22 protein-coding genes are annotated in these 26,186 nt (G+C 40.1%); 18 read left to right on the plus strand and 4 right to left on the minus strand.

Annotated elements, in window-relative coordinates:
- Positions 1-110: 110 nt before the first annotated feature.
- The 10 genes from AC4CUX_RS10215 to AC4CUX_RS10260 all read left to right on the plus strand — a co-directional run bounded on the left by AC4CUX_RS10215 (position 111) and on the right by AC4CUX_RS10260 (position 13,175).
- A complete protein-coding gene (locus tag AC4CUX_RS10215) occupies positions 111-2,189 on the plus strand; it encodes a bifunctional diguanylate cyclase/phosphodiesterase (RefSeq protein WP_078389370.1) in 2,079 nt (692 codons plus the stop codon).
- 224 nt (positions 2,190-2,413) lie between these two features.
- Entirely contained in the window at positions 2,414-2,920 is a 507-nt protein-coding gene (locus AC4CUX_RS10220) for a hypothetical protein (protein ID WP_078389371.1), read from the plus strand.
- A gap of 383 nt (positions 2,921-3,303) precedes the next feature.
- Positions 3,304-4,893 (plus strand): peptide chain release factor 3, encoded by a 1,590-nt coding sequence (locus AC4CUX_RS10225; protein ID WP_004979098.1) that lies wholly within the window; start codon positions 3,304-3,306, stop codon positions 4,891-4,893.
- A 90-nt stretch (positions 4,894-4,983) separates the two neighbouring features.
- Positions 4,984-5,802, plus strand: coding sequence for a hypothetical protein (locus AC4CUX_RS10230; protein WP_078389372.1), 819 nt, complete (start codon positions 4,984-4,986; stop codon positions 5,800-5,802).
- A gap of 47 nt (positions 5,803-5,849) precedes the next feature.
- Positions 5,850-6,800, plus strand: a complete 951-nt coding sequence (locus AC4CUX_RS10235) for an RsiV family protein (RefSeq protein WP_490792388.1) — start codon at positions 5,850-5,852, stop codon at positions 6,798-6,800.
- Between the two features lie 12 nt (positions 6,801-6,812).
- Positions 6,813-7,628, plus strand: coding sequence for a TatD family hydrolase (locus AC4CUX_RS10240; protein ID WP_171054248.1), 816 nt, complete (start codon positions 6,813-6,815; stop codon positions 7,626-7,628).
- A 127-nt stretch (positions 7,629-7,755) separates the two neighbouring features.
- Positions 7,756-10,509, plus strand: a complete 2,754-nt coding sequence (acnA, locus tag AC4CUX_RS10245; protein WP_419381300.1) for an aconitate hydratase AcnA — start codon at positions 7,756-7,758, stop codon at positions 10,507-10,509.
- Between the two features lie 114 nt (positions 10,510-10,623).
- Positions 10,624-11,391, plus strand: a complete 768-nt coding sequence (locus AC4CUX_RS10250) for a tRNA threonylcarbamoyladenosine dehydratase (protein WP_005400793.1) — start codon at positions 10,624-10,626, stop codon at positions 11,389-11,391.
- Between the two features lie 100 nt (positions 11,392-11,491).
- Complete coding sequence (locus AC4CUX_RS10255) at positions 11,492-12,601, plus strand: DUF695 domain-containing protein (RefSeq protein WP_419381299.1); 1,110 nt, start codon at positions 11,492-11,494, stop codon at positions 12,599-12,601.
- Between the two features lie 64 nt (positions 12,602-12,665).
- The gene (locus AC4CUX_RS10260; RefSeq protein WP_078388757.1) at positions 12,666-13,175 is read left to right on the plus strand and encodes a hypothetical protein; all 510 of its coding nucleotides are present in this window, start codon (positions 12,666-12,668) and stop codon (positions 13,173-13,175) included.
- 62 nt (positions 13,176-13,237) lie between these two features.
- On the opposite strand, the gene dusA is transcribed toward AC4CUX_RS10260, so the two are convergent.
- Complete coding sequence (gene dusA, locus AC4CUX_RS10265) at positions 13,238-14,260, minus strand: tRNA dihydrouridine(20/20a) synthase DusA (protein ID WP_419381298.1); 1,023 nt, start codon at positions 14,258-14,260, stop codon at positions 13,238-13,240.
- A 131-nt stretch (positions 14,261-14,391) separates the two neighbouring features.
- On the opposite strand from dusA, the gene AC4CUX_RS10270 reads away from it, so the two are divergent.
- Entirely contained in the window at positions 14,392-15,528 is a 1,137-nt protein-coding gene (locus AC4CUX_RS10270; protein ID WP_004281613.1) for a site-specific integrase, read from the plus strand.
- On the opposite strand, the gene AC4CUX_RS10275 is transcribed toward AC4CUX_RS10270, so the two are convergent.
- The gene (locus AC4CUX_RS10275; protein WP_004281614.1) at positions 15,494-15,790 is read right to left on the minus strand and encodes a pyocin activator PrtN family protein; all 297 of its coding nucleotides are present in this window, start codon (positions 15,788-15,790) and stop codon (positions 15,494-15,496) included. The genes AC4CUX_RS10270 and AC4CUX_RS10275 overlap by 35 nt on opposite strands.
- A gap of 95 nt (positions 15,791-15,885) precedes the next feature.
- Here AC4CUX_RS10275 and AC4CUX_RS10280 point away from each other — a divergent pair, with 95 nt between their 5' ends.
- Positions 15,886-17,121, plus strand: a complete 1,236-nt coding sequence (locus AC4CUX_RS10280) for a hypothetical protein (protein ID WP_490792389.1) — start codon at positions 15,886-15,888, stop codon at positions 17,119-17,121.
- 100 nt (positions 17,122-17,221) lie between these two features.
- On the opposite strand, the gene AC4CUX_RS10285 is transcribed toward AC4CUX_RS10280, so the two are convergent.
- Entirely contained in the window at positions 17,222-18,118 is an 897-nt protein-coding gene (locus AC4CUX_RS10285; RefSeq protein WP_078388754.1) for a hypothetical protein, read from the minus strand.
- Positions 18,119-18,583: 465 nt separating this feature from the next.
- Between AC4CUX_RS10285 and AC4CUX_RS10290 the strand changes: the two genes are divergently transcribed.
- From AC4CUX_RS10290 to AC4CUX_RS10310, 5 genes are all read left to right on the plus strand, one after another.
- A complete protein-coding gene (locus AC4CUX_RS10290) occupies positions 18,584-19,492 on the plus strand; it encodes a YagK/YfjJ domain-containing protein (protein ID WP_490792390.1) in 909 nt (302 codons plus the stop codon).
- Positions 19,493-19,597: 105 nt separating this feature from the next.
- Complete coding sequence (locus AC4CUX_RS10295; RefSeq protein WP_201953857.1) at positions 19,598-19,876, plus strand: hypothetical protein; 279 nt, start codon at positions 19,598-19,600, stop codon at positions 19,874-19,876.
- Between the two features lie 22 nt (positions 19,877-19,898).
- The gene (locus tag AC4CUX_RS10300) at positions 19,899-20,930 is read left to right on the plus strand and encodes a DUF932 domain-containing protein (RefSeq protein ID WP_201950347.1); all 1,032 of its coding nucleotides are present in this window, start codon (positions 19,899-19,901) and stop codon (positions 20,928-20,930) included.
- A gap of 175 nt (positions 20,931-21,105) precedes the next feature.
- Positions 21,106-22,164: a YqaJ viral recombinase family nuclease gene (locus AC4CUX_RS10305; RefSeq protein ID WP_419381183.1), complete on the plus strand. Its 1,059-nt coding sequence runs from the start codon at positions 21,106-21,108 to the stop codon at positions 22,162-22,164.
- A gap of 195 nt (positions 22,165-22,359) precedes the next feature.
- On the plus strand, positions 22,360-23,295 hold the full coding sequence (locus AC4CUX_RS10310; RefSeq protein WP_419381182.1) for a recombination directionality factor: 936 nt from the start codon (positions 22,360-22,362) through the stop codon (positions 23,293-23,295).
- A 55-nt stretch (positions 23,296-23,350) separates the two neighbouring features.
- Here AC4CUX_RS10310 and AC4CUX_RS10315 read toward each other — a convergent pair whose 3' ends face one another.
- A complete protein-coding gene (locus AC4CUX_RS10315; RefSeq protein ID WP_130804367.1) occupies positions 23,351-24,148 on the minus strand; it encodes an undecaprenyl-diphosphate phosphatase in 798 nt (265 codons plus the stop codon).
- Positions 24,149-24,461: 313 nt separating this feature from the next.
- Here AC4CUX_RS10315 and kdpA point away from each other — a divergent pair, with 313 nt between their 5' ends.
- Positions 24,462-26,186, plus strand: coding sequence for a potassium-transporting ATPase subunit KdpA (gene kdpA / locus AC4CUX_RS10320; RefSeq protein WP_039890241.1), 1,725 nt, complete (start codon positions 24,462-24,464; stop codon positions 26,184-26,186).

Raw genomic sequence — 26,186 nt, forward strand, 5'->3', positions numbered from 1 at the left:
TCTTGACCTGAACCTGTTTGTATAAGATTCTTAATCGGGTAGTAATGCTTTTCGCCTTTGATAAAAAGGATATAAATGAAGAAAAAGAGAAATTAATACGGACACTTTATATGATGCATGTGCATTACGATTTTAGTTTGGTATTAGGTTCAATTGTTGTGGCATTGTTGGCGTGTTTTTTTGCAGTGTCGACCGAACGCTTATTATTTCGTGCTTGGCGTAAAAAATTTCAAACAGCGCTCATTTTACTCAGTAGTTTTTTCTTAGGCTGTGCCATTTGGGCCATGCATTTTGTGGGCATGTTGGCTTGTGATTTGCCGACGCATAGTTATTTTGACCCTGCACTGACAATTCTTTCTTTTTTTATTGCTTTTATTGCATCTGTTTTTTCAATTTGGTTGACCACGCGTCAGACCTTACCTTTTTTAAGATTAGTCTTGGGGTCGGTATTGATGGGGCTTGGTATTTCGGGCATGCATTATACTGGCATGATGGGGCTGATTATTGAGGGCTATCAGAGTGTTTACGATCCCTTGCTGACAGTTTTCTCTATTTTACTTGCCATCAGTGGCTCGGGTTTAACCTTTTGGCTGATCTTTAAATATAAAAGTGCGGTCAGCAAGAAACTGTTGTACCAATGGTATGTTGCAGGGATGATGGCCTTGACCATCGTGAGTATGCATTATACCGGTATGCTAGCAGTCTCGTTCTATCCAACCCATAGTGACAAGCTGGTGATGCCCCTTGAAGCAGGTCAAAGCATTGTTTTATTTGTTGTTATCTTTATTACCTGTTTGATTTTGGTGGCGGCATTTGTTGTTGCGGTGTTGGAGCAGCGTTTAGAAGAGCGTAATATTCAACTCTCTCTCGCCAATAAAGAGTTGGCAAATCAGGCGGTACAAGACAATTTAACCAAGCTCCCCAATCGATTGTATTTGGCAGAATACGCCCATTTTCTGTTTACAGATCACCGCTTCCGCAATGAAAGCATTGCTTTTCTATATATCGATTTAGATCGCTTTAAAGCTGTGAATGATGTCTTTGGGCACCATGTTGGGGATCAATTATTGGTTCAACTGACCACACGAATTCATCGCCACTTAAGTAAAAATGAAAAAATTCTCAGAATTGGTGGGGACGAGTTTCTAATGGTGTTGGAGCAGGCGACTGCTGAGCAAGCGTGCCAAATGGCCGAGCAAGTACTGGAGTTGATTCAAGATAGCTTTTTGATTGCGGGTAAAGAAATCAATGTGTCGGCCAGTATTGGTATTGCGATGTATCCTGAGCATGGTAGTAATTTGCAAGATTTATTGATTAATGCCGATGCAGCGATGCTGACCTCAAAATATCAGGGACGAAATACCTATTCTATTTTTAATTACAGTTTTGACCAACAAGAAGCGAAAAGCCAAACTAAGCTGATCAATGACTTGTATAAAGCCGTAGAAGAACAACAGTTTGTTTTGTATTATCAGCCTAAATTTACCATCCAAGATCAACGGATTTGTGGGGTCGAGGCATTGATTCGCTGGAAACATCCGACTTTAGGTTTGTTGACCCCCAATATGTTTATTAAAGGTGCGGAGAAAACAGGGTTGATTATCCAAATGGGGTATTGGGCTCTGGAGCAAGCCTGTAAACAACTGCAAATCTGGGAGCGAGAGAAAATTGAACTGTATCCAATTGCCGTGAATTTATCGGCGGTGCAGTTTGAGCATAAGCACTTATTTAATAATCTTGAGCATCTTTTTGATAAATATAAAGTCAACCCTAATCATTTAATTATTGAGATTACTGAAAGTACAGCCATGCACCATATCGAAGGCAGCATTCGTACCTTACAGCGTTTACGTGAAATGGGGATTCGTTTGGCAATTGATGACTTTGGGACAGGCCATTCCAGCTTTTTATATTTAAAAAATCTACCAGTAGATGAGTTGAAGATTGATCGCGGTTTTATTCATGAACTGACCGTTGGCTCAAAAGATGAAATGATTTTAGAAAGTATTGTTCATCTGGCGATTCACTTGGGTTTGGTCGTGACAGCAGAAGGTGTAGAAAGTCCCCTGCAAATGGAAATTTTATCACGGTTAGGCTGTCAGCAATTACAAGGCTATTTGTTGGGTATGCCTATGGATGTTAAGCGCTTGGAAGAGTTTGAGTACACATCGTCAACTTATTTCAATTAAGCGATATCTACAATTTGTGCTGATGGCTGATCGCTTTTATGGTGATGTAATTCAGTTGAGAATCTAATAAAAAATAAGCAGTGTTCGCAAAATCCTCTATCTAGTGATATCGGCTTTTTATGCATTCTTTAGAATCTATTCGTTTTAGTGTCCTGTTGTCCGTATACCAAGCCGTTCAATTCAATCAGTTCAAAACATTGGGAACAATTTGGAATTAAATAATTATGGTTAGAGTCGTGACTAAGGTTGGTGATGTTTTTTCTGTAAAGTTGGATAATGAGATGAAAAAATATTTCCAGCTCATTGCTTTTGATTTAACACAATTAAATAGTGATGTGATCAGAGCATTTAAAAAAGTGTACCCTATCCATGTAACTCCTACGTTATTGGATATCGTTAATGATGATGTCGATTTTTATGCGCATTGTGTCACTAAGTTTGGCATAAAAATGAATCTTTGGGAGAAAGTTGGAAACATATCTGATGTGGGTGGAACTTCTACAATATTATTCAGAGACACAGATGATTATGGTGTTATGGTAGGGGAAGAACCAATAAAAATTTCTCACAATTGGTTTGTATGGCACATTAATGATGATAAATTTTCTTATGTTGGAAATCTAGATGGAGAAAACCGTAAAGCAGAAATAGGTGTGGTTATGCCTCCTTTGGCTATAGTAGAACGTATAAAAACAGGGAAATATAGTTTCGTATATCCAGAGTTTGAATGAAGTTTATAAAATGACCTCAGATTAGGCTTAACAAGATAAAAGAATGCTTGATGTATGAGGGGTAACGGAAGTTTTACTCCTAGTTGTCCTTGGGTACAGCGTGATTAAGTGTACGTTCAGATCGGATCAAACAATGTTTCTGTACATCTAAGTTGTCGCTGATAGGACTATAGCGTTTCTATTCTTACCCATTACCAGAGCTAAAAAGCATTCGAATGGACGACGAATGCGATGTACTAAGCTGATGGGTTAAGGGAAAATTATCAATAAAATCTCATTGATAAATCTGCTACAATTGCGCCAATTTTAAGTTATCACTTTACGGGTTGGATACACATCCATAAGTTGTGTACAACACCGTGTACCTATTGAAGATTTCTCTTATGTTTAAAGATCAATTGGCGAAAGAAGTCGCGGCTCGTAGGACTTTTGCGATTATTTCCCACCCCGATGCTGGTAAAACCACCATGACAGAAAAATTGCTGTTGTGGGGACAAGCTATTCAGATTGCTGGTATGGTGAAAAGCCGTAAATCGGACCGTGCAGCCACTTCGGACTGGATGGAAATGGAAAAAGAACGTGGTATTTCGATCACCACTTCTGTAATGCAGTTTCCATTTAAAGACAAGATGATCAACCTTCTCGATACGCCGGGACACGAAGACTTCTCTGAAGATACGTATCGTACCTTAACAGCGGTCGATTCAGCTTTGATGGTAATCGATGGTGCAAAAGGTGTTGAAGATCGTACCGTGAAACTGATGGAAGTGTGTCGTATGCGTGACACACCGATCATTTCATTTGTGAACAAAATGGACCGTGAAATCCGTGAGCCTTTAGAGCTGTTGGATGAAATTGAAAACGTTCTCAAAATTAAATGTGTGCCGATCACTTGGCCGCTCGGTACCGGTCGCGACTTCGCTGGGGTGTTTAACCTGATCGAAGAAAAGTTTTATGTGTATAAAGCAGGTTTTGGTTCAACCATTACCGAAATCGAAGTCCGTGATGGTTATGACTATCCAGACTTACGTGAAAAAGTCGGTGAGCTGGCTTGGGCGGCATTTGAAGAGTCTCTAGAGTTGGTGCAAATGGCCAATGAGCCTTTAGACCGCACAGAGTTCCTTGCGGGTCGTCAAACGCCTGTATTGTTTGGTACAGCGCTGGGTAACTTTGGTGTAGACCATGTGTTAGATGCATTTAGTAACTATGCACCTGAACCTAAAGCACACCCAACAGAAAATCGTTTGGTTGAAGCCACCGAAGAGGGTTTTACTGGCTTTGTCTTTAAAATTCAAGCCAATATGGACCCGAAACACCGTGACCGTATTGCCTTTATGCGTATTTGTTCAGGCAAATATGAAAAAGGTTTGAAAATGAAGCATGTGCGTCTAGATAAAGATGTGCGCATTAGTGATGCTTTGACTTTCTTAGCCGGTGATCGTCAGCATCTAGAAGAAGCATGGCCGGGCGACATTATTGGTTTACATAACCACGGTACGATTCAAATTGGTGATACTTTTACCTCAGGTGAAAAACTACAATTTACGGGCATCCCGCACTTCGCCCCTGAAATGTTCCGCCGTGTACGTTTGAAAGATCCATTGAAATCGAAGCAGTTACAAAAAGGCTTAAAAGAGCTTTCAGAAGAAGGTGCAACACAGGTCTTCATGCCGCAAAATAGCAATGACTTGATTGTCGGTGCGGTAGGTGTGCTTCAGTTTGAAGTGGTGGCATACCGTTTGAAAGAAGAATACAAAGTCGACTGCGTCTACGAGCCTGTGAGCATTAACACTGTGCGCTGGGTGTCATGTGATGATGACAAAAAATTCAATGAATTTAAGAAAAAAGCACATGATCAATTATCGGTAGATGGTGGTGGTCACTTGACCTACTTGGCACCGAGTCGTGTGAACTTACAACTGATGCAAGAGCGCTATCCAGACATCGTGTTCCGCAATACCCGCGAACACTAATCGGGATGTTAAAAAATAAAACAGCTTCTTCGTGAAGCTGTTTTATTATGCAAGATACTTTATTTTAATCATGAATTTCATGGAAGACGCATGTTGCAGAAACAGGCTATTTATACAATATTGGTGAGTTTGACTGTCTTATTGACGGCATGTGACTCCTCTAAACAATCTGAAACAGACGCAGATGCCAAAAGCTCGGTATTTAAAACAGAGCAGGCTGAAGTGTTACCATATTTAAATATTCAGCAACAAGCGGCTGATATTGCACAACCATTTTGTGAAACCAAGAATTGTATTGAATTAGATCTGCAAAGCTTAACAACGGCAGATCCGTGGCTAAACCAATGGATTGCCAAAAGTCAGGCTCGAGTGATTCAAGATCAGGTTGGCTTAAAACAAGACATGAGCTTACAGCAAGCCATTAATGCCTATGTGAAAAAGTCGGATACATGGCAAGCTGAATTCAAGGGCAATAAGGCTTATAGCTTGGCGATGTATACGCGTATACCGTATCAGCGCAATCAGTTTGTGCTCATGCAAATTGGGGTTGATACCAATCAAGAGAATGTAAATGTTAAGGAACGTTATTATTTCTTTGTTGCGGATCGTAAAAACCAAAAAGCGGTGGCATTATTAGATTTAATTCACCCGAAACAGCAGCTGGCGATGAATGTGTTGGTGCAAAAAGCGTATCAAGACTGGTTGAAGAAACAAGAACCCGAAGCGCGAAAATCTGCACCTGCGAAGTTGTACTGGGGGCAAGCAGATTGGTTCTTTGACCAAGAGGGCATCGGTTTACACTATCGGACTCATGAGATTGTAAAAGATGGGACTCAGCTTGATATTTATTTGACGAAAGCACAAACTCAACAGGTATTAAAAGCCGATGTCTATACCCAGTTGTTTTAGTGTACTGGCCAAAGCAAGAGCTGGCTTCAAAAGGTAATAGGTTATATATGTTAAAAAGCAAAACAATATTGACAATCAGCGTACTTGCAGCTGCCATCAGTTTGACGGCCTGCCAACCAAAAGATAAAGAGCCTCAAACTCCTGCAACGCAAACCACAGCGGCTTCAGAGGTAGACACCACTTTAAAACTGGTCGGTGACACAGAAAAATTACAATTCGAATTACCTGAATGTGATGGCAATGCTTGCCCAGAATTAAACATTGATCGTTTGCAAAGTAATCAAGCGTTTATTGATGATTTTATTGATCAACAAATTGTGAAAGATTTATCGCAGATTATTGATATTTCGCCTATGCATAGCAGTTCTGCTACCGAGGCATCAAGTGCTGTGGCGGCAAGTTCTGAACCTGCGGTAGTGGGCCAAGTCCTCACCCCTAAACTGAAACTAGAGAAACAAGTTCAACCTTATTTGGCTGCTTTTCTGGGTTTAGATCAAGAGTTGAAAGCCTTAAGTTCTAACCATCAAATTAGTTTGATGATTAAGCCGAAAATTCTAAATGCCAAAGATCCTTTGGCTACGGTGGTGTTGAACACCAGCAGCTACTTAGGCGGTGCACATGGTTCATCGTCACAGCATTATTATAATTTTGACTTGAAGCAGCAAAAGCTGGTGAGTTTGGATGATCTATTGTTGCCGAATCAGAAGGCGGCGTTAAATAGAGTAGCGCATGAAGCCTTTCGTGCTTGGATCGTCGACTCTAAGTTAGCGACCAATGTCGATGAATATGAGCAAGCGTGGAAGTTTAGTTTGAGTAACAATTATTACTTGGGTACTGAAGGTCTAATTTTGCAATATGGCGAGTATGAAATTGGTCCTTATGTGGTGGGTTTACCACGCTTAACTCTTGGTTATGATCAACTCCAGAAAATTTTAAAGCCTGAGTATTTACCCAAAGCCAAACAGAGCGCACAGGCTGCTTCAGAAGCCAAGAGTTAATCAAGCATGAGCTTGCCTCTGTTCGACACCCATACTCACTTTGATGTTGCCGATTTTGATACTGATCGGCAACATTTGGCCGAACAAGCAAAACGTGTTGGGGTAGAGGCACTGGTCCTTATTGGTTTTCTTGAATCACGATTTGATGCGCTGATTCAGACACATCAGCAATTAAAAAGCTGGGAGAATGTTCCATGCTCTTATCTTGCCCCAGGTTTACATCCGTTTTATATCGAACAGCATCAGACTGAACATTTACAGCGTTTAGAACAGGTTTTGCAGCAGCAGGACTGCGTAGCTGTGGGTGAAATTGGTTTAGACACCTTTTTAAAAGAGCATAAACAGCCTGCACTTTTCGCCAAGCAGCAATCTTATTTTTCCGCACAACTGGAACTTGCTCAGCAATATCAAAAACCTGTGTTATTGCATATTCGCAAAGCACATGCAGAAAGCATTGCTATTTTAAAAGCCCAAAAATTCAAATTTGGTGGTATCGCTCATGCCTTTAGTGGTGGGGTGGAAGAAGCCAAGGTCTTGGTCAAACTCGGTTTTAAAATAGGGGTAACAGGACAAATCACCAATCCAAATGCCAAAAAATTGCATCAAGTGGTGCAAGCACTTGGTAGCGAACATTTGGTGATTGAAACGGACTGTCCAGATATGACACCGTTGTGTTGTCAAACATCGACCGAGCATCCCACCCGCAATACACCGGTAAATTTACCTTATGTTTTGGAGAGTCTCGCACAGACACTGGATCAGTCTGAGCGGTCGTTAGCAACTCAACTCTGGCAGAACTCATTGGCTGCGTTGCATTTAAAATTTTAGAAGAATAAGACAATAATCTCGATAAAAATAAGATAACCAAAAGGGAACACATTCTTTTCTAAACAGGCTTACATTAAAGAAAGAACATCATAATAAATACATTCGCCAATATTGGGAGGGCAACCGAATGGCCAGATATAGCAAAATCAATAGTTTCAATGCATTACAAATACTCACGGTGGGTGAAAAATCCTATCAAATTTTTAACCTCCCTCAAGCCGCCCAAACATTGGGTAATATTGATCATTTACCCAAGTCTTTAAAGGTCTTACTCGAAAATTTACTCCGTTTTGAAGATCAAAAAAGTGTAAAAGTAGAGCATATTCAAGCCCTAGTCGATTGGCAAAAAACCAGAAGCTCTGATCAGGAAATTCAATATCGGCCTGCACGTGTGTTGATGCAGGATTTCACAGGGGTTCCCGCCGTGGTTGACTTGGCTGCCATGCGTGCCGCAATGGCACAAGCGGGTGGCGATCCGAATTTGATAAATCCCTTATCCCCTGTCGATTTGGTGATTGATCATTCCGTGATGGTCGATCATTTTGCAGATAAAGATGCCTTTGCTGAAAATGTCGAAATTGAAATGCAACGCAATGGTGAGCGCTATCAATTTCTACGCTGGGGACAATCGGCCTTTAATAACTTTAGCGTTGTCCCGCCCGGTACAGGAATTTGCCACCAAGTCAATTTAGAGTATCTGGCTCAAGCGGTATGGTTGGGGGAGGATGAGGGACAAACTTTTGCGTTCCCTGATACCTTGGTGGGAACAGATTCGCATACCACCATGATCAATGGCTTAGGCGTGCTCGGTTGGGGTGTTGGCGGGATCGAAGCTGAAGCGGCGATGCTTGGACAGCCTGTATCCATGTTAATTCCTGAAGTCATCGGTTTCAAACTCACAGGGAAATTGAATGAAGGCATTACTGCAACAGATTTGGTTTTAACCATCACACAAATGCTACGCCAAAAAGGCGTGGTTGGTAAATTTGTCGAATTTTATGGCGATGGTTTGGCCGACTTGCCTTTGGCTGACCGCGCGACTATTGCCAATATGGCGCCTGAATATGGTGCGACCTGTGGTTTTTTCCCGATTGATGACGTGACCTTGGCCTATTTAGCGCTGACAGGTCGTGAGCAACAACGGATTGATTTGGTTGAAGCGTATAGTAAAGCGCAGGGCTTATGGCGAAATGCAGGTGACGAACCCGTTTTTACCGATACTTTGAGCTTGGACATGAGCACAGTGCAGGCCAGTTTGGCAGGCCCTAAACGACCGCAAGATCGTGTTTTGCTGTCAGATGTACCTAAAACTTTTCATGATTTGATGGAACTAAATCTCAAGCCAGCCAAAGAGGCGAAAGAGCGTTTAGAAAATGAAGGTGGTGGCACAGCTGTTGAAGCTAAAAAAGCTAATCTACCGCATGAGGAGCCATCTTGCACCATTGATGGAAAATCCTACCCCTTGAATCATGGTGATGTGGTGATTTCAGCCATCACCTCATGTACCAATACATCCAATCCGAGCGTGATGTTGGCTGCAGGACTCCTCGCCAAAAAAGCCATTGAAAAAGGCCTACAGCGTAAACCGTGGGTGAAAAGTTCGCTTGCACCTGGTTCTAAAGTCGTGACCGATTATTTGGCTGCGGCAGGTTTAACACCGTATTTGGATGAATTGGGTTATAACCTAGTCGGTTATGGCTGTACCACGTGTATTGGGAACTCTGGACCACTGCCTGAACCGATTGAAGAAGCCATACAGTGCCATGATCTCAATGTCGCTTCAGTGCTTTCAGGCAACCGTAACTTTGAAGGGCGTGTGCATCCTCTGGTGAAAACCAACTGGTTGGCTTCGCCGCCTTTGGTGGTGGCTTATGGTTTGACGGGCAATATCCGTACAGATTTGACTACACAACCGATTGGTCTAGGCAAAGATGGGCAAGCAGTCTATTTGAAAGATATTTGGCCGAGTCAGGCTGAAATTGATCATGCGCTACAGAGCGTAAATACCGCGATGTTCCATAAAGAATATGCCGCAGTATTTGATGGTGATGCAGCATGGCAGGCGATTCAGATTCCTCAAAGTCAGACCTATGCTTGGCAAGAGAATTCAACCTATATTCGCCACCCGCCATTTTTTGAAGAGATAGATCAGCCACCGAAACCGATTACCAATATTGAACAGGCACGTATTTTGGCTGTGCTTGGAGACTCGGTCACCACCGATCATATTTCCCCAGCGGGTAATATCAAGAAAGACAGCCCTGCGGGACGCTATTTGCAAGAGCAAGGGGTTGAACCCAAAGACTTCAACTCTTACGGGTCTCGACGTGGGAACCATGAAGTGATGATGCGAGGTACTTTTGCCAATATCCGCATTAAGAATGAAATGTTGGGCGGTGAAGAAGGTGGAAACACGATCTATATTCCAACCGGAGAAACCTTGCCGATTTATGATGCTTCTATGCTTTATCAGCAGCAACATATGCCATTAATCATTATTGCTGGGAAAGAGTATGGTACAGGTTCATCGCGCGACTGGGCTGCCAAAGGTACGAACTTATTGGGAGTTAAAGCGGTGATTGCCGAAAGTTTTGAACGAATTCATCGTTCGAATTTGGTTGGTATGGGTGTATTGCCATTGCAATTTATCGATGGACAAACACGCCAATTCTTAAATTTGACAGGTCGGGAAGTGCTTTCGATTCATGGGTTGTCGGATGATCTCCAACCGCATCAAACCTTGGAAATTCAAGTGTTTCGAGAAGATGGTAGCCAAGACCAATTTACAGTGTTGTGCCGTATTGATACCTTGAATGAGGTGGAATACTTTAAAGCTGGCGGCATTTTGCATTATGTACTGCGTAATTTAATTGCGGCCTAATCTCAATGGAATAAAGCCCTGTCATCATCAGGGCTTTATTGTTTGTAGCGATACATTCAATCCAAGGTCGTATTCAGGTAAAATGAACACGATTTTACCGATATAGATGTACGCATGACTGATCTGCAACATGATGAATATGACCGCCGTTTTGCTGGGGTAGCCAAAATTTATGGAGACGAGGCCTTTTCATATTATGAAAAAAGTCATGTGATGGTGATCGGAATTGGTGGTGTAGGTTCGTGGGCAGTAGAGGCTTTAGCGCGTACAGGCGTTGGCGAATTAACACTGGTTGATATGGACTCGATTGCGGCTTCGAATGTTAACCGTCAACTGCCAGCCATGAGCTCGACCTTGGGCCATGAAAAAATTGAAGTCATGGCCGAGCGTTGTCGATCCATCAATCCACGGATCAAAATCAATTTGATCGATGACTATTTGACTCCAGAAAACGTCAAAGAAATTTTAGAGCATAGACCAGACTTAATTTTAGATTGTATTGATGACGTCAAAGCTAAATTAGCACTGATGTTACACTGTCGTTTTAATAAAATTCCATTGATTGTTTCAGGGGGAGCGGGGGGTAAGCTCGACCCATTGAAAATCCGAGTGGCTGATTTGTCTAAAACTGAACAAGATCCAATGTTGGCGAAGCTTCGAACCCAGTTACGTGGCATGGGAATTTGTAAAAAACCAAAAGAAAAGTTCGGCATTAGCTGTGTGTATTCGATTGATAATCCATTTTCCAGTGCAGATGTGTGTCCAAGTGCAGGCCTACGCTGTGGTGGCTATGGTTCTGCGGTGGTGGTGACTTCAAGCTTTGCGATGGTGGCAGTGGCGGAAGTGCTGAAAAAATTAGATGGAATGAAAGCGAAACAATAATACTGTTTTAGGTTTAATTGGACTGTATACATCGATATATGGATACAGTCCTTAGACCACAAAAAATATTGAAACCAATAGAAAAAAAGAGAAAAGAAAAATGAGCTTTTTAAAAAAATTATGGGGTTCTCAAAAACAAAAAACGCCTGCGAATGAAAATGTATATACTGCATTTTGGCAATGGTTTCAGCAGCATCAACAGCATTTTCACCACATTGTGAATCAAGGCAGTAAAACTGAAATCGAGCGAGATTTCTTTGATCGATTGACGCCTGAATTGGAAAAAGTCCATTGCGGCATCTTTTTTCTGACGGGCATGTTAACCCCGCAAACAGCTGAATTAATTCTAACCCCCGACGGCATCATTCCAAATATTGTTTTTGTGGAAGAGCTGATTGCAGCTGCACCTGAGATTGCAGGGTGGAAGTTCACTGCGCTGAAACCTGAAAGCGATATTCATCAAGTCGGGATTAATATGCATGATTATGAGTTTAGTCAGGAGACTTTATCTTTTTATTTTAACCAGCAAGCCGAATATCCCGATGAGATTGATCTGGTCGTGGTACATGATGAATATAATGCAGCTGAAAACGATGCGTTTTTACAGGCTGTGTATATTTTCCTCGACAACTATTTGGGCGAGTACGATGCGGTTACCAAATTGGACAATGTTTCTGTCCAGTCTAAGCAAGATGCCGAAAAAGAATTGCTACCGATTCACTTGCTCAAAAATATTTTAATTTTAAAAAGCAGTGAAATTTCAAGATTAGACAAAATTACCCGTTCACATACGGATGCCGATGAATTTGTTAGCTTGGAAGGTGAAACCAATGAAGGTCTACCGTTGCTGGCGACTTTAAATCGGACACTTTTAACATGGGATCAAAAAGCTTCGCATCCATGGATGATGCTGATTGAAATCTCCTATGATGGTCAGTATTCAAATGGCATGCCTGCGTCTACAGATTATGAACTACTGAATTTGATAGAAGACGCATTATTACAAGAGTTGAAAGATGTGGATGGCTATTTAAATATAGGCCGTGAAACGGGTAATCACTTAAGAACCATATATTTTGCGTGTAAAGAGTTTAGAAAGCCATCCAAAGTCATTGATCAAGTAATTGAAAAATATAAAGGCAACTTTGAAATAGAGGTCAGTCTGTTTAAAGACAAATACTGGCGTGCTCTGAGTAAATTTACGGGTTAATCTCTTATATAAAAGACGAGTTCGCCTGAAGCACTTTTAAAATATAATGGGATAAAGTAACTCAATGACTGATCTTTCAGGGCATTCCAAACTTGATGTTAAAATAGTGGCTTTAGGGATCATTTTGAGTTGCGGTGTTGTATATGCTATTTATTCAACCGTTCGTCATTTTTATGTTTTAAATCAGGTCAATGAAGCCAAAGAAATGATGAGTGATATACAGTCATTATTGGTTTGGTCAATGCATCAGCATCATGATGATGTCACGCAGGCTTGTCATTTTAAAAATATACAACAGATTGCTCAATCCGTAGAATTTCAAAATATGAATCGTATTTTAAAATTACAGGATCAAATTCATCAGCAAAGTCAATTTGTTGAACAGATTAAAGTAAATGCCACGCCTGATTTACACCACTGTATAACTACGGCTTACTTTAGAAAAGAACCCTTTGTCAGCGAGCTTATTGCAGGAAAGTATATTTCCTATCATTATGATTTTAAGACTGAAACAATAAAATGTGTCACCAATATACACAAGCGTGCTTTAGTGAAAGCTTGTACTCGGCTATAACGGTGAAACATAAAAAAGCGAAGCAGATGCTTCGCTTTTTTCGTTTAGATCAACGTTCTAAATTACTGAGCTAGAGTGTGTTCTTTTAAATAATCTTCGGTGCGTTGCATTGCGTCTTTAATGTTAAGAATTGCATTTTCAACATCGGCAAAAGTCTTGGCATTACCACCACTTAAAGCCTGACGCCATTTTCGAGCACCCGGAAGGTTTTGGAATAAACCCAAAATATGGCGCGTGATAATCGACAATGGCGCACCCTCAGCCATACGCTTTGCAATATACGGCAGCATTTGGTCAATAATTTCAAAGCGATCAGGTAGATCCAAATTCCACAGCTGCCCCAGCTCTGCCAAAAGGTAGGGGTTATGGTAGGCTTCACGACCAATCATCACACCATCCACATGTTTGAGATGTTCTTGTGTTTCAGCAAAGGTTTTGATCCCGCCATTAATCTCAATCAATAGATTTGGGCGTTCTTGCTTTAAACGATAGACATCTTCATAACGTAGTGGCGGAACTTCACGGTTTTCTTTCGGAGAAAGTCCCTGAAGTAATGCAATACGTGCATGTACAATAAAATTATTACAGCCTGTTTTGGCTACGGTATCGACAAAATGCAGCATCTCTTCATAAGACTGCATATCATCAATGCCGATACGGTGCTTTACCGTCACTGGAATATCGACGGCATTTTGCATTTCAGCGATACATTCTGCAACGAGGTCCGGTTCTGCCATGAGGCATGCGCCAATTTTATTGTTTTGTACACGGTCACTTGGACAGCCGACATTTAAGTTGACTTCATCATAGCCCCAGTCTTGTGCCATTTTGGTACAAGTGGCTAAGTCTTTAGGGTTTGAGCCACCGAGTTGTAAAACGATCGGGTGTTCTTCATTGTTGTAATCGAGATGTCGATTTGCACCGCCAAACAGGATCGCGCCAGTGGTCACCATTTCTGTATAAAGAATGACGTTTGGGTTAAATAGACGCGCAAAGAAACGATAGTCTTTGGTCGTCCAATCCATCATCGGCGCAACACTGATTCGAGGATTCTGTGTGTTGCTTGGTTTTGATAAAATACTCATTGAAAATCAACCTATTGAATCAGTGTTGTGTTGAATTTATTTGCATCTATTTCATCTTTTTTTGCTCTTTTTAAAATTTGATTTACGCCATAAATACGCCATAATAAGTAAAAATATCATAAGGCGTAAAAATGGGTACAATCACGCAGCGTAAGTTAGTCAATGGATCAATACGCTATCGTGCTGAAATTCGAATCAATCGAAAAGATTTACCAATATATAAAGAAAGTAAAACATTTGGATCGAAGAAAGTTGCAGCAATTTGGTTAGCAAAAAGGGAAGCTGAAATAGAAGAAAATCCTGAAATTTTGTTTGGTCAAGAAGATGTAATAGATCTAACTCTTTCTAACGCTATTTCGAAATATTTGGCGGAAGTGGGAGCTGAGTATGGACGAACTAAAACATATTCACTCAAACTTATTCAGAAGTTTCCAATCGCGCGGCATGTTATCACAAAAATTAAATCGACTCATATTGCGGAACACGTAGCTCTACGCAAAAAAGGCATTGAAGATCTAGGACTCGCTCCTGTTGCATCTAGTACACTCCAGCATGAGCTTTTACATATTAGAGGGGTGCTATCTCATGCAGCGGTAATGTGGGATATAGATATTGATCTAAATTCTTTCGATAAGGCAACAGCACAATTAAGAAAGACACGCCAAATTTCATCAAGTCAAAAAAGAGATAGGCTTCCAACGAATGAAGAGTTGGCGGCATTGACGAAGTATTTTGTCAATAAATGGAATAATCCTGCTTACAGTTATCCAATGCATTTGATTATTTGGTTTGCAATTTACTCATGTAGACGTGAGGCGGAAATAACTCGAATGGAATTAAGTGATTTTGACATTCATAACAACTCATGGAAAATACGTGATTTGAAAAACCCAACAGGCTCTAAAGGTAATCATAAGGAGTTTAATGTATTACCTCAGTGTAAAAAAATTATTGAGCTTTTATCGGAGCAGGAAGTTAGAGCTAGAATGTTGAAAAGAGGCTATGGCGATGAATATCTGATACCTCTTAGTCCAAAAACAATAGGTGGTGAATTTAGAAAAGCTTGTAAGTTGCTTGGAATAGATGATTTAAAATTCCATGATTTGAGACATGAAGGGTGTACCCGTTTAGCTGAGCAAGGTTTCACTATCCCCCAGATACAGCAAATTAGTTTGCACGATTCATGGGGGAGTTTGGAAAGGTATGTATCAGTTAAACGAAGAAAACAGACCCTTAATTTTGAGAATTCGTTAGAGCTGACTTCGTAAAAATTTCATACTCTTTAGCTTGTTCGTTGTAACGTTTGTCTAAAACAAAAGCTAAGTCAAAAATATCAACTAAGTATGGTGATTTTTGACTTTCATCTATCTTGTAGCAAATAAATGGAAATTCCTTTTTTCTCGCTTTTTCTAATATTTTTGCTTTACTTAGATGGGGGTAATACATGGCTGCCACTTGTTCAAGAGTGGGAGTCATGGTTTTAAATTGCATGAATAAATAATCTGATAAATTCATTTGTACTTTGTTCATTTGGTTACTCTTTTAAAAGTTAATTCTTGAATCTTTAGTCATACAACTAAGGTATAGCTAACAAAATTCACTGAAATAATTGTAAAAAAGATGAAATGACGAATAATGAGGAAATAAGGGTAACTTTTTTCTTCATAGATAGCTCAATGCCAAAACTAACAGACATTCAAATCAACACTATTAAACTATTAGATTATTTATACTTCTACGATATTGTTTCGCTAGAAACCTTTTCTGATGAGAAGTCGGATTTTTATAAAAGGTTGAATGATTCTTTTCATCTAATTTTAGCTACAAGAAAATATAAAGGGCTGAGAGCTGAGCACTACAAGCATTTACTGTTGATGGGGCTAGACTTAAATATTGCCTATTATAGTAAATCGGATAAGATGCAAGAGAATGATGTTAGCAATTTTATCTCTGCTTTTAATGATGAGATACGTTTAGAAGTCGATAAGGCGGATTTTCCTATTGATGAATTTGCCCAAGATTTGCAGAACATATTGGATAGACAACCTATAAATCCGTTGAGCGGAAATGAACGCTATAAAATAGTTAGTCAGTTTTTAAGCTATGAATATGACAATATTGCCATTGGAGTACTTGGAAAATTACTTGATATGGGGATCTTAAAGGTCTCGAAGTATAGTAAAGCCTATCAGGTGATTTCTCAGGAATTATTAGATAAGTTATTCTTTAGAGCTATGCTATTTCTTGAATTAGAAATTTTTAAAAATAAGCTGTTGGCATCAAATTTAAAAATGTCGCAGATTGTAGATTTGAATAATTTAAGTGACCATGAAAAAGTCATTGCAGTTATTAAGTCTAACGCCAAGTTGGAAGCTTTGGAAAAAGTAGATTATCAGCGTATCTATACTATTGATCTAAACAAAAAAAATGATTTGTCGAGGTATTTTACTAATGTGGAGGCAAGGTTAGGGCATAATCCGATCTTTAAGCCCAACCTTGCATCTTGGGTTAGCTTGCTAGGAGCATGGCATCTGATGCTGGTCAAAAAGAACAACATAAATAAACCATTATACCGTGAGACCCCTATCCACATCTTAGATGCTGAACCTACCTGTTCTGAGATAGCAAAAAAAGAAATGGAAGAGTATGGTTTTGCTATTTCGGAAAGAACCTTATTTGACCAACATAATAGTATTTTTGATTTTTATAAGCTTATTAGAATTACAGTGAATGACATGATAGATGATGGCTTCTATGGAATATTAGAACCAGTACTAACTAAATATTTCTTTTATGATCCCAATATTGGGGATAAGTTTAAAAGTGCTTTAAGCAAAGTGAATATGAGCTTAAATCAATAAAATTTTATTAAGATACCTATTTTCATTAGGTCTGCACGCACAAACCCAATCTTAGTTATATAATGGACTAGATTGGGTGTGACTGGTGGAAAGATTATTTTTACAAATATAGATTTTCTCCATCGACTGAACAGCATTCTTTGGCATAGGTTTCATTGATGAGTCTTTCGATCATTTGCTCTTCGGACAGACCATTCTTGAAAGCTAATGTAAGCAACGCTTCTCTAGCTCTTTTAGTTAATGCGTAATAGTGAGGTTTTTTCACCTTTTTCTCCTCACGGTGCTTTTTTTGATACCACGCGTTAGATAATTTTTTTCTTAAAGCATAGTGAATATTTTCATCTTCATAATAGATAATATCAAATATTGAGTTAATTAAAGTCTCATATTCAGATACATGTGATGCATCTCTTCTGTATCTCCTAAATTCTGAGTTTTCATTAATATACTTTTTAGCCCATACAAAAAAATCAGAGCATGGTGATTTAAAATGACTGTTGAATTTTGTGTATATTTTGTCAAATCGAAAATATATATTTTCAATTGATCTAGAATTTTCATAATAAAAAGGGATTGTATAAGCCAGATAAAGGAGCTGGAAGTATAGATTTTTTATATCTAAAATTAAGCGATCTCCTTCTTTTTCATTCAAGACTTTGCATGCAAATTGTAAGAATCTTTGATTATCTTTAATTTTATTAAAGTCAAAAGAATGTATTGTGATTCTAGATTGAAAATCCTTTAAATCACGTAAAAAATAATAGATATCATCATCACTACTATTATTCATTTCATCAATTATAAATTTACTTATGTTCCTGAGTTTATCTAGGCTGTTCAGTTTTGCTATATCTTTTTCTATAGCAGCGTTGCTCTCCCGTATTCTGCGATTGTTATCAATATTTGGGCGATGATAGACAAACAGTGCCCAGATAAGATCTTCATCTCTAAGTTGTGTCAGGAATGATTTAAGATTGTCTAGTTCAGAATTGCGCATTTTGTATCCTGTTTTAAAAAAGCTTACGTCATACTTTAGGTAATAAAAACAATACTTTCTACTAAGTTTTTCGCTCTATTTCCCCTTGTTTTGCACTATATTTTTAAAAGCTTTCTACTAAGGGGTAAGGGTGTTATAAATAAAAAATGTTTAGGCAATATAAGTTTTTAATTTAATTTTTTTTATAACTAAAATTAGGTACTAAAACGATATAGTCTAAAATTCATTTTATTCCTTAATTCTAGCTTTTAATGAGAGGTAGGGTATTAAAAAATCTTTGTGAAATACGGGAAAATTGTATTTGAATTTTTGTATTTTATTTTGATTTAATGATAATTTGGTTTATTTTAAGCTTTGGTTATTAATCTAATCTTTTATTAGTTAATGCTTTGTTAAGAAGTAAAAAGTATATATATACTGAATTCCCGTATCTCTTATGAAACTAACAAACATATAGGTTTAAATATGAGGTATTCAATTAACCAAGCAAAACTTACACTTGAGATTGAGAGCTTTTTAAAACGCTTAAAAAGACAACGTACAAAATGGGATGGATTCTATTCACAGCTTACTAATCTGTTATTAGACTTTAATGATATTTATGATCCTGATGATGAATACCCAGGTTATCTTCAGTTCTTTGTTATTCTGATATATGACTTACAAAGCATAGACTCTGATGAAGTTGATCTTAAAAATGAATTGGAATCGATTGGGTATAGAGAATTGAGATCAGAGTTGTTAGATTTATCTGACCTTTGTGAAAAATATTATGAAACTATTGAAAAACAGAAAGATGAAAATAAAATTGAAGTGCAGAAATATTGTAGATCAATACTTAATAAATGCAGTCGAATATTAGTTGTTCGTGTAGACTTGGGTTATTTGCAAGAATATTCTAGTCGAATCAGAGTTGAAGATATTTATAAGGACTTAGATATACTACTTAATCGTATCCAAAATAAAGATGGCATATTTAAACATGTGATCGGATATATATGGGGAGTAGAGCAAGGTGGTAAAAGTAAAGGTTTTCATTGCCATTTAGCAATCATTTATGATACTGCCTTTCGTGATGGAAGCGCAGCATATTGGGGGAATAAAATTATCGCGCTTTGGAGTGAGATTACTCGAGATTATGGTCAAGGCTATAATTGTTGGAACCGCGAACGCGTAAAGGAGCTTCGAGGTAGAGATGAGCTAGGGATCGGTTTGATTTATCGTCGCGATTCAACCCAAGTGACAAATTTCATTGAGGCAATGCAATACATTGCTGATCATCACAAACGTACTCTTCAATACTTACGTGTTAAGCCAGAAGGACGAAGAGTATTTGGTAAAGGTCAGTTAAGAGTGCAGTATGATAGACGCTAAATGAAAATAATCTCAGATATACATTATCTAGATGAAAACGAGGTTTTAAATACTTTGCAAGGCTTACCAATCGGTGAGCCTTTGTCATTTCTGGAGATGTATATTATGAGTTTAAATTGTCCTTATTGTTTTTCCGATCAGGTTATTCAAGTGGTTAATCAGCAGGTGAATGGTTCTGATTCTACAGGTCTAGCAGCGTCCGCATCGTTCGCAACCATCGGTGCAACCATTTCAAAGGGTTTACCTTTACCTGTATCACCACTGCTTGGCGGGCTTGCAGGTGCGGTCATTGGTGGTCTATTTAGCAGCATGTTTGATGAGCCGAAAAAGCCGATCACCCTGACCTATTACCATTGCAATCAATGTCAGCAGAATTTTCGTTGAATCGTCATAGGAGATAAGAACGATGGCACATCAAATCGAACAAATCGCCTATGTTGGCGAAACCCCTTGGCATGGTCTGGGTAATCAGCTGAGTCCGAATCAACCACTCGAAGTTTGGGCACAGCAAGCTGGGATGGACTGGCGGATTGAATCCTCGAACGTCAGCTATATGGCACAGAATGAACGTGGTCAGAGCATTATCATGCCTTTTGAAGAGCAGCGTGTATTGTATCGCTCAGATACCCATGCGCCTTTATCTGTGGTCAGTCAGCGTTATCAGGAAGTTCAACCCAAAGAGATTCTGGAGTTCTACCGGGATCTGACTGAGCAATCAGGTTTTGAGTTAGAAACCGCAGGGGTTTTGAAAGGTGGGAAGAAGTTCTGGGCTTTGGCACGTACCGGGCAAAGCACCGCGTTAAAGTCCAAAGATGTCAGTAATGGTTATATTCTGCTGGCTACTGCGTGTGACGGCACTTTGGCAACGACAGCACAGTTCACCGGTATCCGAGTGGTCTGTAACAACACTTTGGCGATTGCCTTACGTGGGCAGAGCAGTAGTGCAGGTGTAGTGAAGGTTCCACATAGCACCAAGTTTGATGCAGAAAAAGTGAAACAGCAATTGGGTATTTCAGTGCGTGCATGGGATGAACACATGTATGAGATGAAACAGCTCACACAGCGTAAGGTGAGTCAGCAAGAAGCTAAGGCTTACTTTGATGCCGTGTTCAACAACAGCACCATGTCAATTTCCGATCCTGAAGAAAACATTATTCAGTTCTATCGTAATGTCGCGCAGCAAGCTCAGGAGAAAAAGCCTGAACCGAATGGTCGTGCCATGAATAAAGCTTTAGAGATGTTCAATGGGCAAGGACGTGGTGCTGACCTGTCATCCGCCAAAGACACTGCTTATGGCTTACTGTGTTCCATCACAGAATTTGTGGATCATGAACGACGTGCCATGAGTACAGATCACCGTCTTGATTCAGCTTGGTTCGGTGCAGGTGCGGGGGTGAAACAACGAGGATTGGAGCAAGCACTTGCTTTGATCGCGTGAAATTAACTAACTCACTTATGTTGAAATCAAGTCACCCCAAACAAATGCTCATCAGAGCACTCATGTAACCCCTCTCAATTAAAACAGCAAACAAATCGCCATACCCGACCTTGTGTCGGGTATGGCTTTTTTATGCATTTCTTTTACAGAGATCAGAATTTATAAGGATAATTCCATGAATCAAATTGTATCTATTTCCCATCAGCCTACGACGGTAGGATCAAAGATTGTAGTCAATCCAACCATCACCACCAAACGCTCAACAGCAGCCAAGCGACTGGTCAACACCAAAGGGATGGAATATCAGGACTGGCTTGAAGTTCGTAAACAAGGTATCGGTAGCAGTGATGCAGCGACTGCCTGTGGTCTCAATCCCTACATGTCGATGCTGGAACTCTGGCTGATCAAAACCGGACGGCAGGCTCAATTCATAGAAGATGAAAGCTCAGGTGTAGCACCATTGTATTGGGGCAAGCAGCTGGAACCTTTGGTGGCAGAGTTCTATAGCATGCACACCAATAACAAGGTGCGACGGATCAATGCGGTACTTCAGCATCCTGATCCCGATAAACACTTTATGTTAGCCAATTTAGATTACAGCGTAGTCGGCAGCGATGAAGTCCAAATTTTGGAATGCAAAACAGCAGGTGAGCATGGAGCAAAATTGTGGTGTGATGGTGTGCCTTTATACGTGCTGTGTCAGGTACAACATCAACTGGCGGTGACTGGTAAACAGGCAGCGCATGTTTGTGTCTTGATCTGTGGGCATGAAACCAAGATCTTCAAAGTGACACGATCAGAATCCGTGATTGAACATATTGTTCAAGCAGAACGATATTTCTGGGAATGCGTGGAAAAGGATACACCACCATCCGTGGATGCAAGTGAATCCGCAGCTAAAGCGATTCAACAACTTTATCCAGCGCATGTACCTTTAACCGTAGAGGATCTCTCGCAAAATGAAAATGCCAATTTGATGTTCGACAAGCTCATCAAAATGAAAGAAGAGATTCAGCATCAGCAGGAACGTTTTGATCAGCTTAAACATGAAATTCAGATGATGATGCAAGACAAGGAAAGGGCAGTCTTTGCACATGGCTCAGTAGTCTGGAAGAAAGCCAAGGACTCCATCAGCCTCAATACCAAGACATTGCTTCAGCACCAGCCTGAACTCATCGAGCTTTATCCACTTCAAAAGCAGGGCAGTCGTCGATTCAACATCTATACCGACTAAGCCCGATCTACAGCACCCAATCGAAAATTCACAAAAATCGCTCCCCGCTCTCTACCCTTCGGTAGAGAGCAAATCGGTCGCGATCTCTGTAGCACTTTATCTGGCTCTACATTCTTTGGGTAACTTATTTGGTCCTTGTTCCGACCTACATAGATAGACCCAAATTTGTAAGGTAATACATTAAGGAATATCAATATGATTAAAGGTTTAGCAATTACTCCTCCAATACTCGGACGGATCAGTATTGGTCGGATGGTTGAAAAGAATGGCAAACGCCTACCGGAAAAGGATGACCAGTTCACTATTACATCCCAGATTCAAAGCAAAGAAGGCTGGGTCAAACATCCATTAGATGATCAGCTTCGAGCTAATATTCCCAATCAAAAGCTACGCTCAATCCCCGTCAGAATGATTTTTAATGATCCTGATTTGAGCTTGCGCGCTGAATACACCTTATTTGACCGACAGACCGGACGGCCTGTGTGTGTCGGTAATGGAGAAACCTGCCAACGTTTAACCAACCAAGGCGTGGAGCAACATCCCTGTCCATCCCCTGATTTATGTCCATTAGCTCAGGGCGGGAACTGCAAGCCCTACGGGCGTTTGCATGTGAACTTGGATGAATCGGATGAATTTGGAACTTTTATCTTTAGAACTACAGGCTTTAACAGTATTCGAACTTTGGCAGCAAGGTTGAATTATTACCATGCGGCATCAAATGGTTTGTTGTCATGCCTCCCATTGCAATTGATATTGCGGGGCAAGAGTACGACACAAAGCTATCGTCAGCAGGTGTATTACGTGGATCTAACTTTAAGGGAGGGGATTAGCTTGAATGAAGCCATTATTCAGGCAAAGCAAATTGATGAGCAGAGTAAGCAGGCTGGGTTTTATCAGGAGGCTTTAGACTTTACTGCAAGGAAGGGTTTTGCGAATGGAAGGATGGAGGTCGATATAGAGGAAGGCTTGGAGGTAGTTAAGGAGTTTGATATAGATGAACTTATTGAATCTGAACCCCTGCAAACTAGAACCAAAAAGGAATCTAAATCAGGGCCTAAGTTCCATCAGGGAGAGGGTGTTGTACAAGAGATTCAGAAAAGCTTGCAGCAGAATGTACGGGTTGTAAATTAAAAAAACTTAAAGAGAACAGCGAGTTCTCTTTAATTTATTTATTTTTTTGCTTGTATTAAAAAATAAATAAGATGATTGAACCTAATACCAAACGATACCAAGCAAAAACTTTTAAAGTATGTTTTTCTACAAATTTAACCATGGCTTTTACCACAAGCAAAGCTGCGATGAATGCGGTTACAAAGCCTACGGAAATATTCAATAAATTTTCTGAAGTTAAAACATCAACGTTGCGAAATATGTCATAAGTAGCGGCACCAAGCATTGTTGGTATGGCAAGGAAAAAAGAAAATTCAGTAGCTGCTTTACGTGATAAACCCGCCAACATCCCCCCAATAATGGTTGCACCAGACCGTGAAGTCCCCGGAATCATCGCAAGACATTGAACCAAACCAATAACAATGGCCTGTTTGAATCCAATATTGGTTGCCTCAATGGTTTGGACTTTAAAATTTTTAGCTTCTACAGCAAAAATTAACAGTGCACCAATAATCAGTGCAGATGCCACAACCGAAGGACTGAATAAAACTTGTTTAATAAAATCAACAGCTATAACTCCGATCACTACTGCAGGAATAAATGAAATGAAGACATTTATCGCAAAACGTCTCGCATGGTAATCACCTGATATAAAACCATGTAGTAGATTAATAATTTTTTTACGGTAGAGCCAACAAACGGCTAAGATTGTGCCCAGTTGAATGACAACTTCAAAGACACAGCCTGAGCCTGAATGAAAATCAATTAAATGGCCAAATAAAATTAAATGACCAGTACTGGAAATGGGTAAAAACTCCGTTAAACCTTCTATAAAACCTAAAAATAAGGCTTTAAGTACTGAAATTATATCCATAAATAAAGTGAGTCACAGAATAATAATAGCCATCACTTTTAAGATATTTTTCTGCATTTATAAGTGCATTGAGCTAAATTTTTACGCTTTCTTTACGCGGCATCCAAAGTTATGAATAGAGACTTTACGGTCTTATTTTTCATACTGGATTTTGGAATATCCCAATGCTTAGGATGAAAAACATGAGTGCGGTCATTCACGCGCATCAGCAGGTACAGCATCAAAAAAATTGCGTTGTACTAAATAATCAAAATAAACGTTATTTCAATATCTGCATGCAGATTTCAGCTCTGAAACATAGGAGTGAAATGCCATGTTAGAGTTTGCTTTGCTTTTAGCCATCGTCTTTGTTCTGGCTTATCCCTTGGGTAAATACCTCGCAGCAATTATGCACAACCGCGATATGAAAATTGATCCTCTATTCAATTGGATTGAAAAGCCCATTTACGCGGTTTTAGGAATCAATCCCAAACGGGGGATGAATGTCAAAACCTATTCATTCAATTTTGTCATGAGCTGTGCAGTGATCGGTTTGGTGACTTGGACTCTATTTATGGTTCAAGCCAGCCTGCCGTTGAACCCAAACCATGCACCGAATATGTCATGGGATTTGGCGCTGCATACCATGATTTCGTTTCTGACCAATACCAACCAGCAGCACTATTCAGGACAGGCGCAACTGTCTTATTTATCGCAAATGGTCGGCATTGTCGGCTTGCAGATCTTCACGCCGATGATGGGCCTGGCGATGGTGGTGGCTACAGTTCGAGCACTGTTCTACAAACAATCCAATGCACTTTCTGAAACCGATCAACAGACCAGCTTTAAGCATAAAGTGCAACAAATTAATGTCGGCAACTATTGGGCCGATGTGATTCGTCCGACGTTCCGCTTTCTGATTCCTTTATGCATGGTTTGGTCATTATTGCTCACTAGCCAAGGCGTACCATCGACTTTTCAAGGCGGCCCAGAAGTTCAAGTCATCGACCAAAGCAGCGAATTAACAACGCAAAAAATACCTTTAGGCCCTGTTGCGCCCATGGTAGCAATTAAGCAATTGGGCAGTAATGGTGGTGGCTGGTATGGTCCGAACAGCAGTGTACCTTTGGAAAATCCGACACCATTGTCAAACTTTCTGGAAATGCTTGCGATTTTACTGATCCCTGTTTCGGTGATTTTTATGCTGGGCTTTTTCACCAAACGCGCCAAATTCGCAGGCTTGGTCTTTGCTTCAATGCTGCTGATGTCGATCATTTCTGCGACTAGCGCTATCTGGTCAGAAAGCCTTTCATCGACTTCGACATTGCTTTCCGCCATGGAAGGTAAAGAAGTGCGTTTTGGCGAGGCATCATCTGCTTTGTGGTCAGCGGTCACCACCCAAGTCAATAACGGCTCAGTGGATATGATGCATGATTCATCTGCACCGCTCACAGGTATGGTGCAATTGTCCAATATGCTGATCAATGCCATTTGGGGCGGGATTGGCTGTGGTTTACAGCAATTCATTATTTATCTGTTTTTAGCAGTCTTTATTGCAGGCTTAATGACCGGCCGCACCCCAGAATTGTTTGGCCGCAAAATTGAAGCCGGTGAAATCAAGCTGCTCGCTGTTGTGATTTTGATCCAACCCATCGTCATTCTTGGTTTAACCGCAATAACTGTATTTTTTCCTGAATTGACGGGCAACAGTAATCCGCAATACCACGGCATTTCTCAAGTGCTGTACGAATATGTGTCTGCATTTGCCAACAATGGCTCAGGCTTTGAAGGACTATCAGACAATACCGTGTGGTGGAATGTCACATGCGGTATTGCTTTATTGCTCGGCCGTTTCCCGACATTAATTATTCCTTTAATCATCGCTACACGTTTAGCTGCTAAACGCCAAGCACCTGAAAGCAGCGGCAGTTTAAAAGTCGAAACGCCAACATTCGCACTGACTTTAATTGCCATTGTGGTGATGTTGACCTTATTGCAATTTATGCCAGCCCTGGTCTTGGGGCCAATTGCTGATCATCTGTTATTGGTTCAAGGTTAA

This window comes from Acinetobacter sp. 231_lipA (assembly GCF_058243005.1).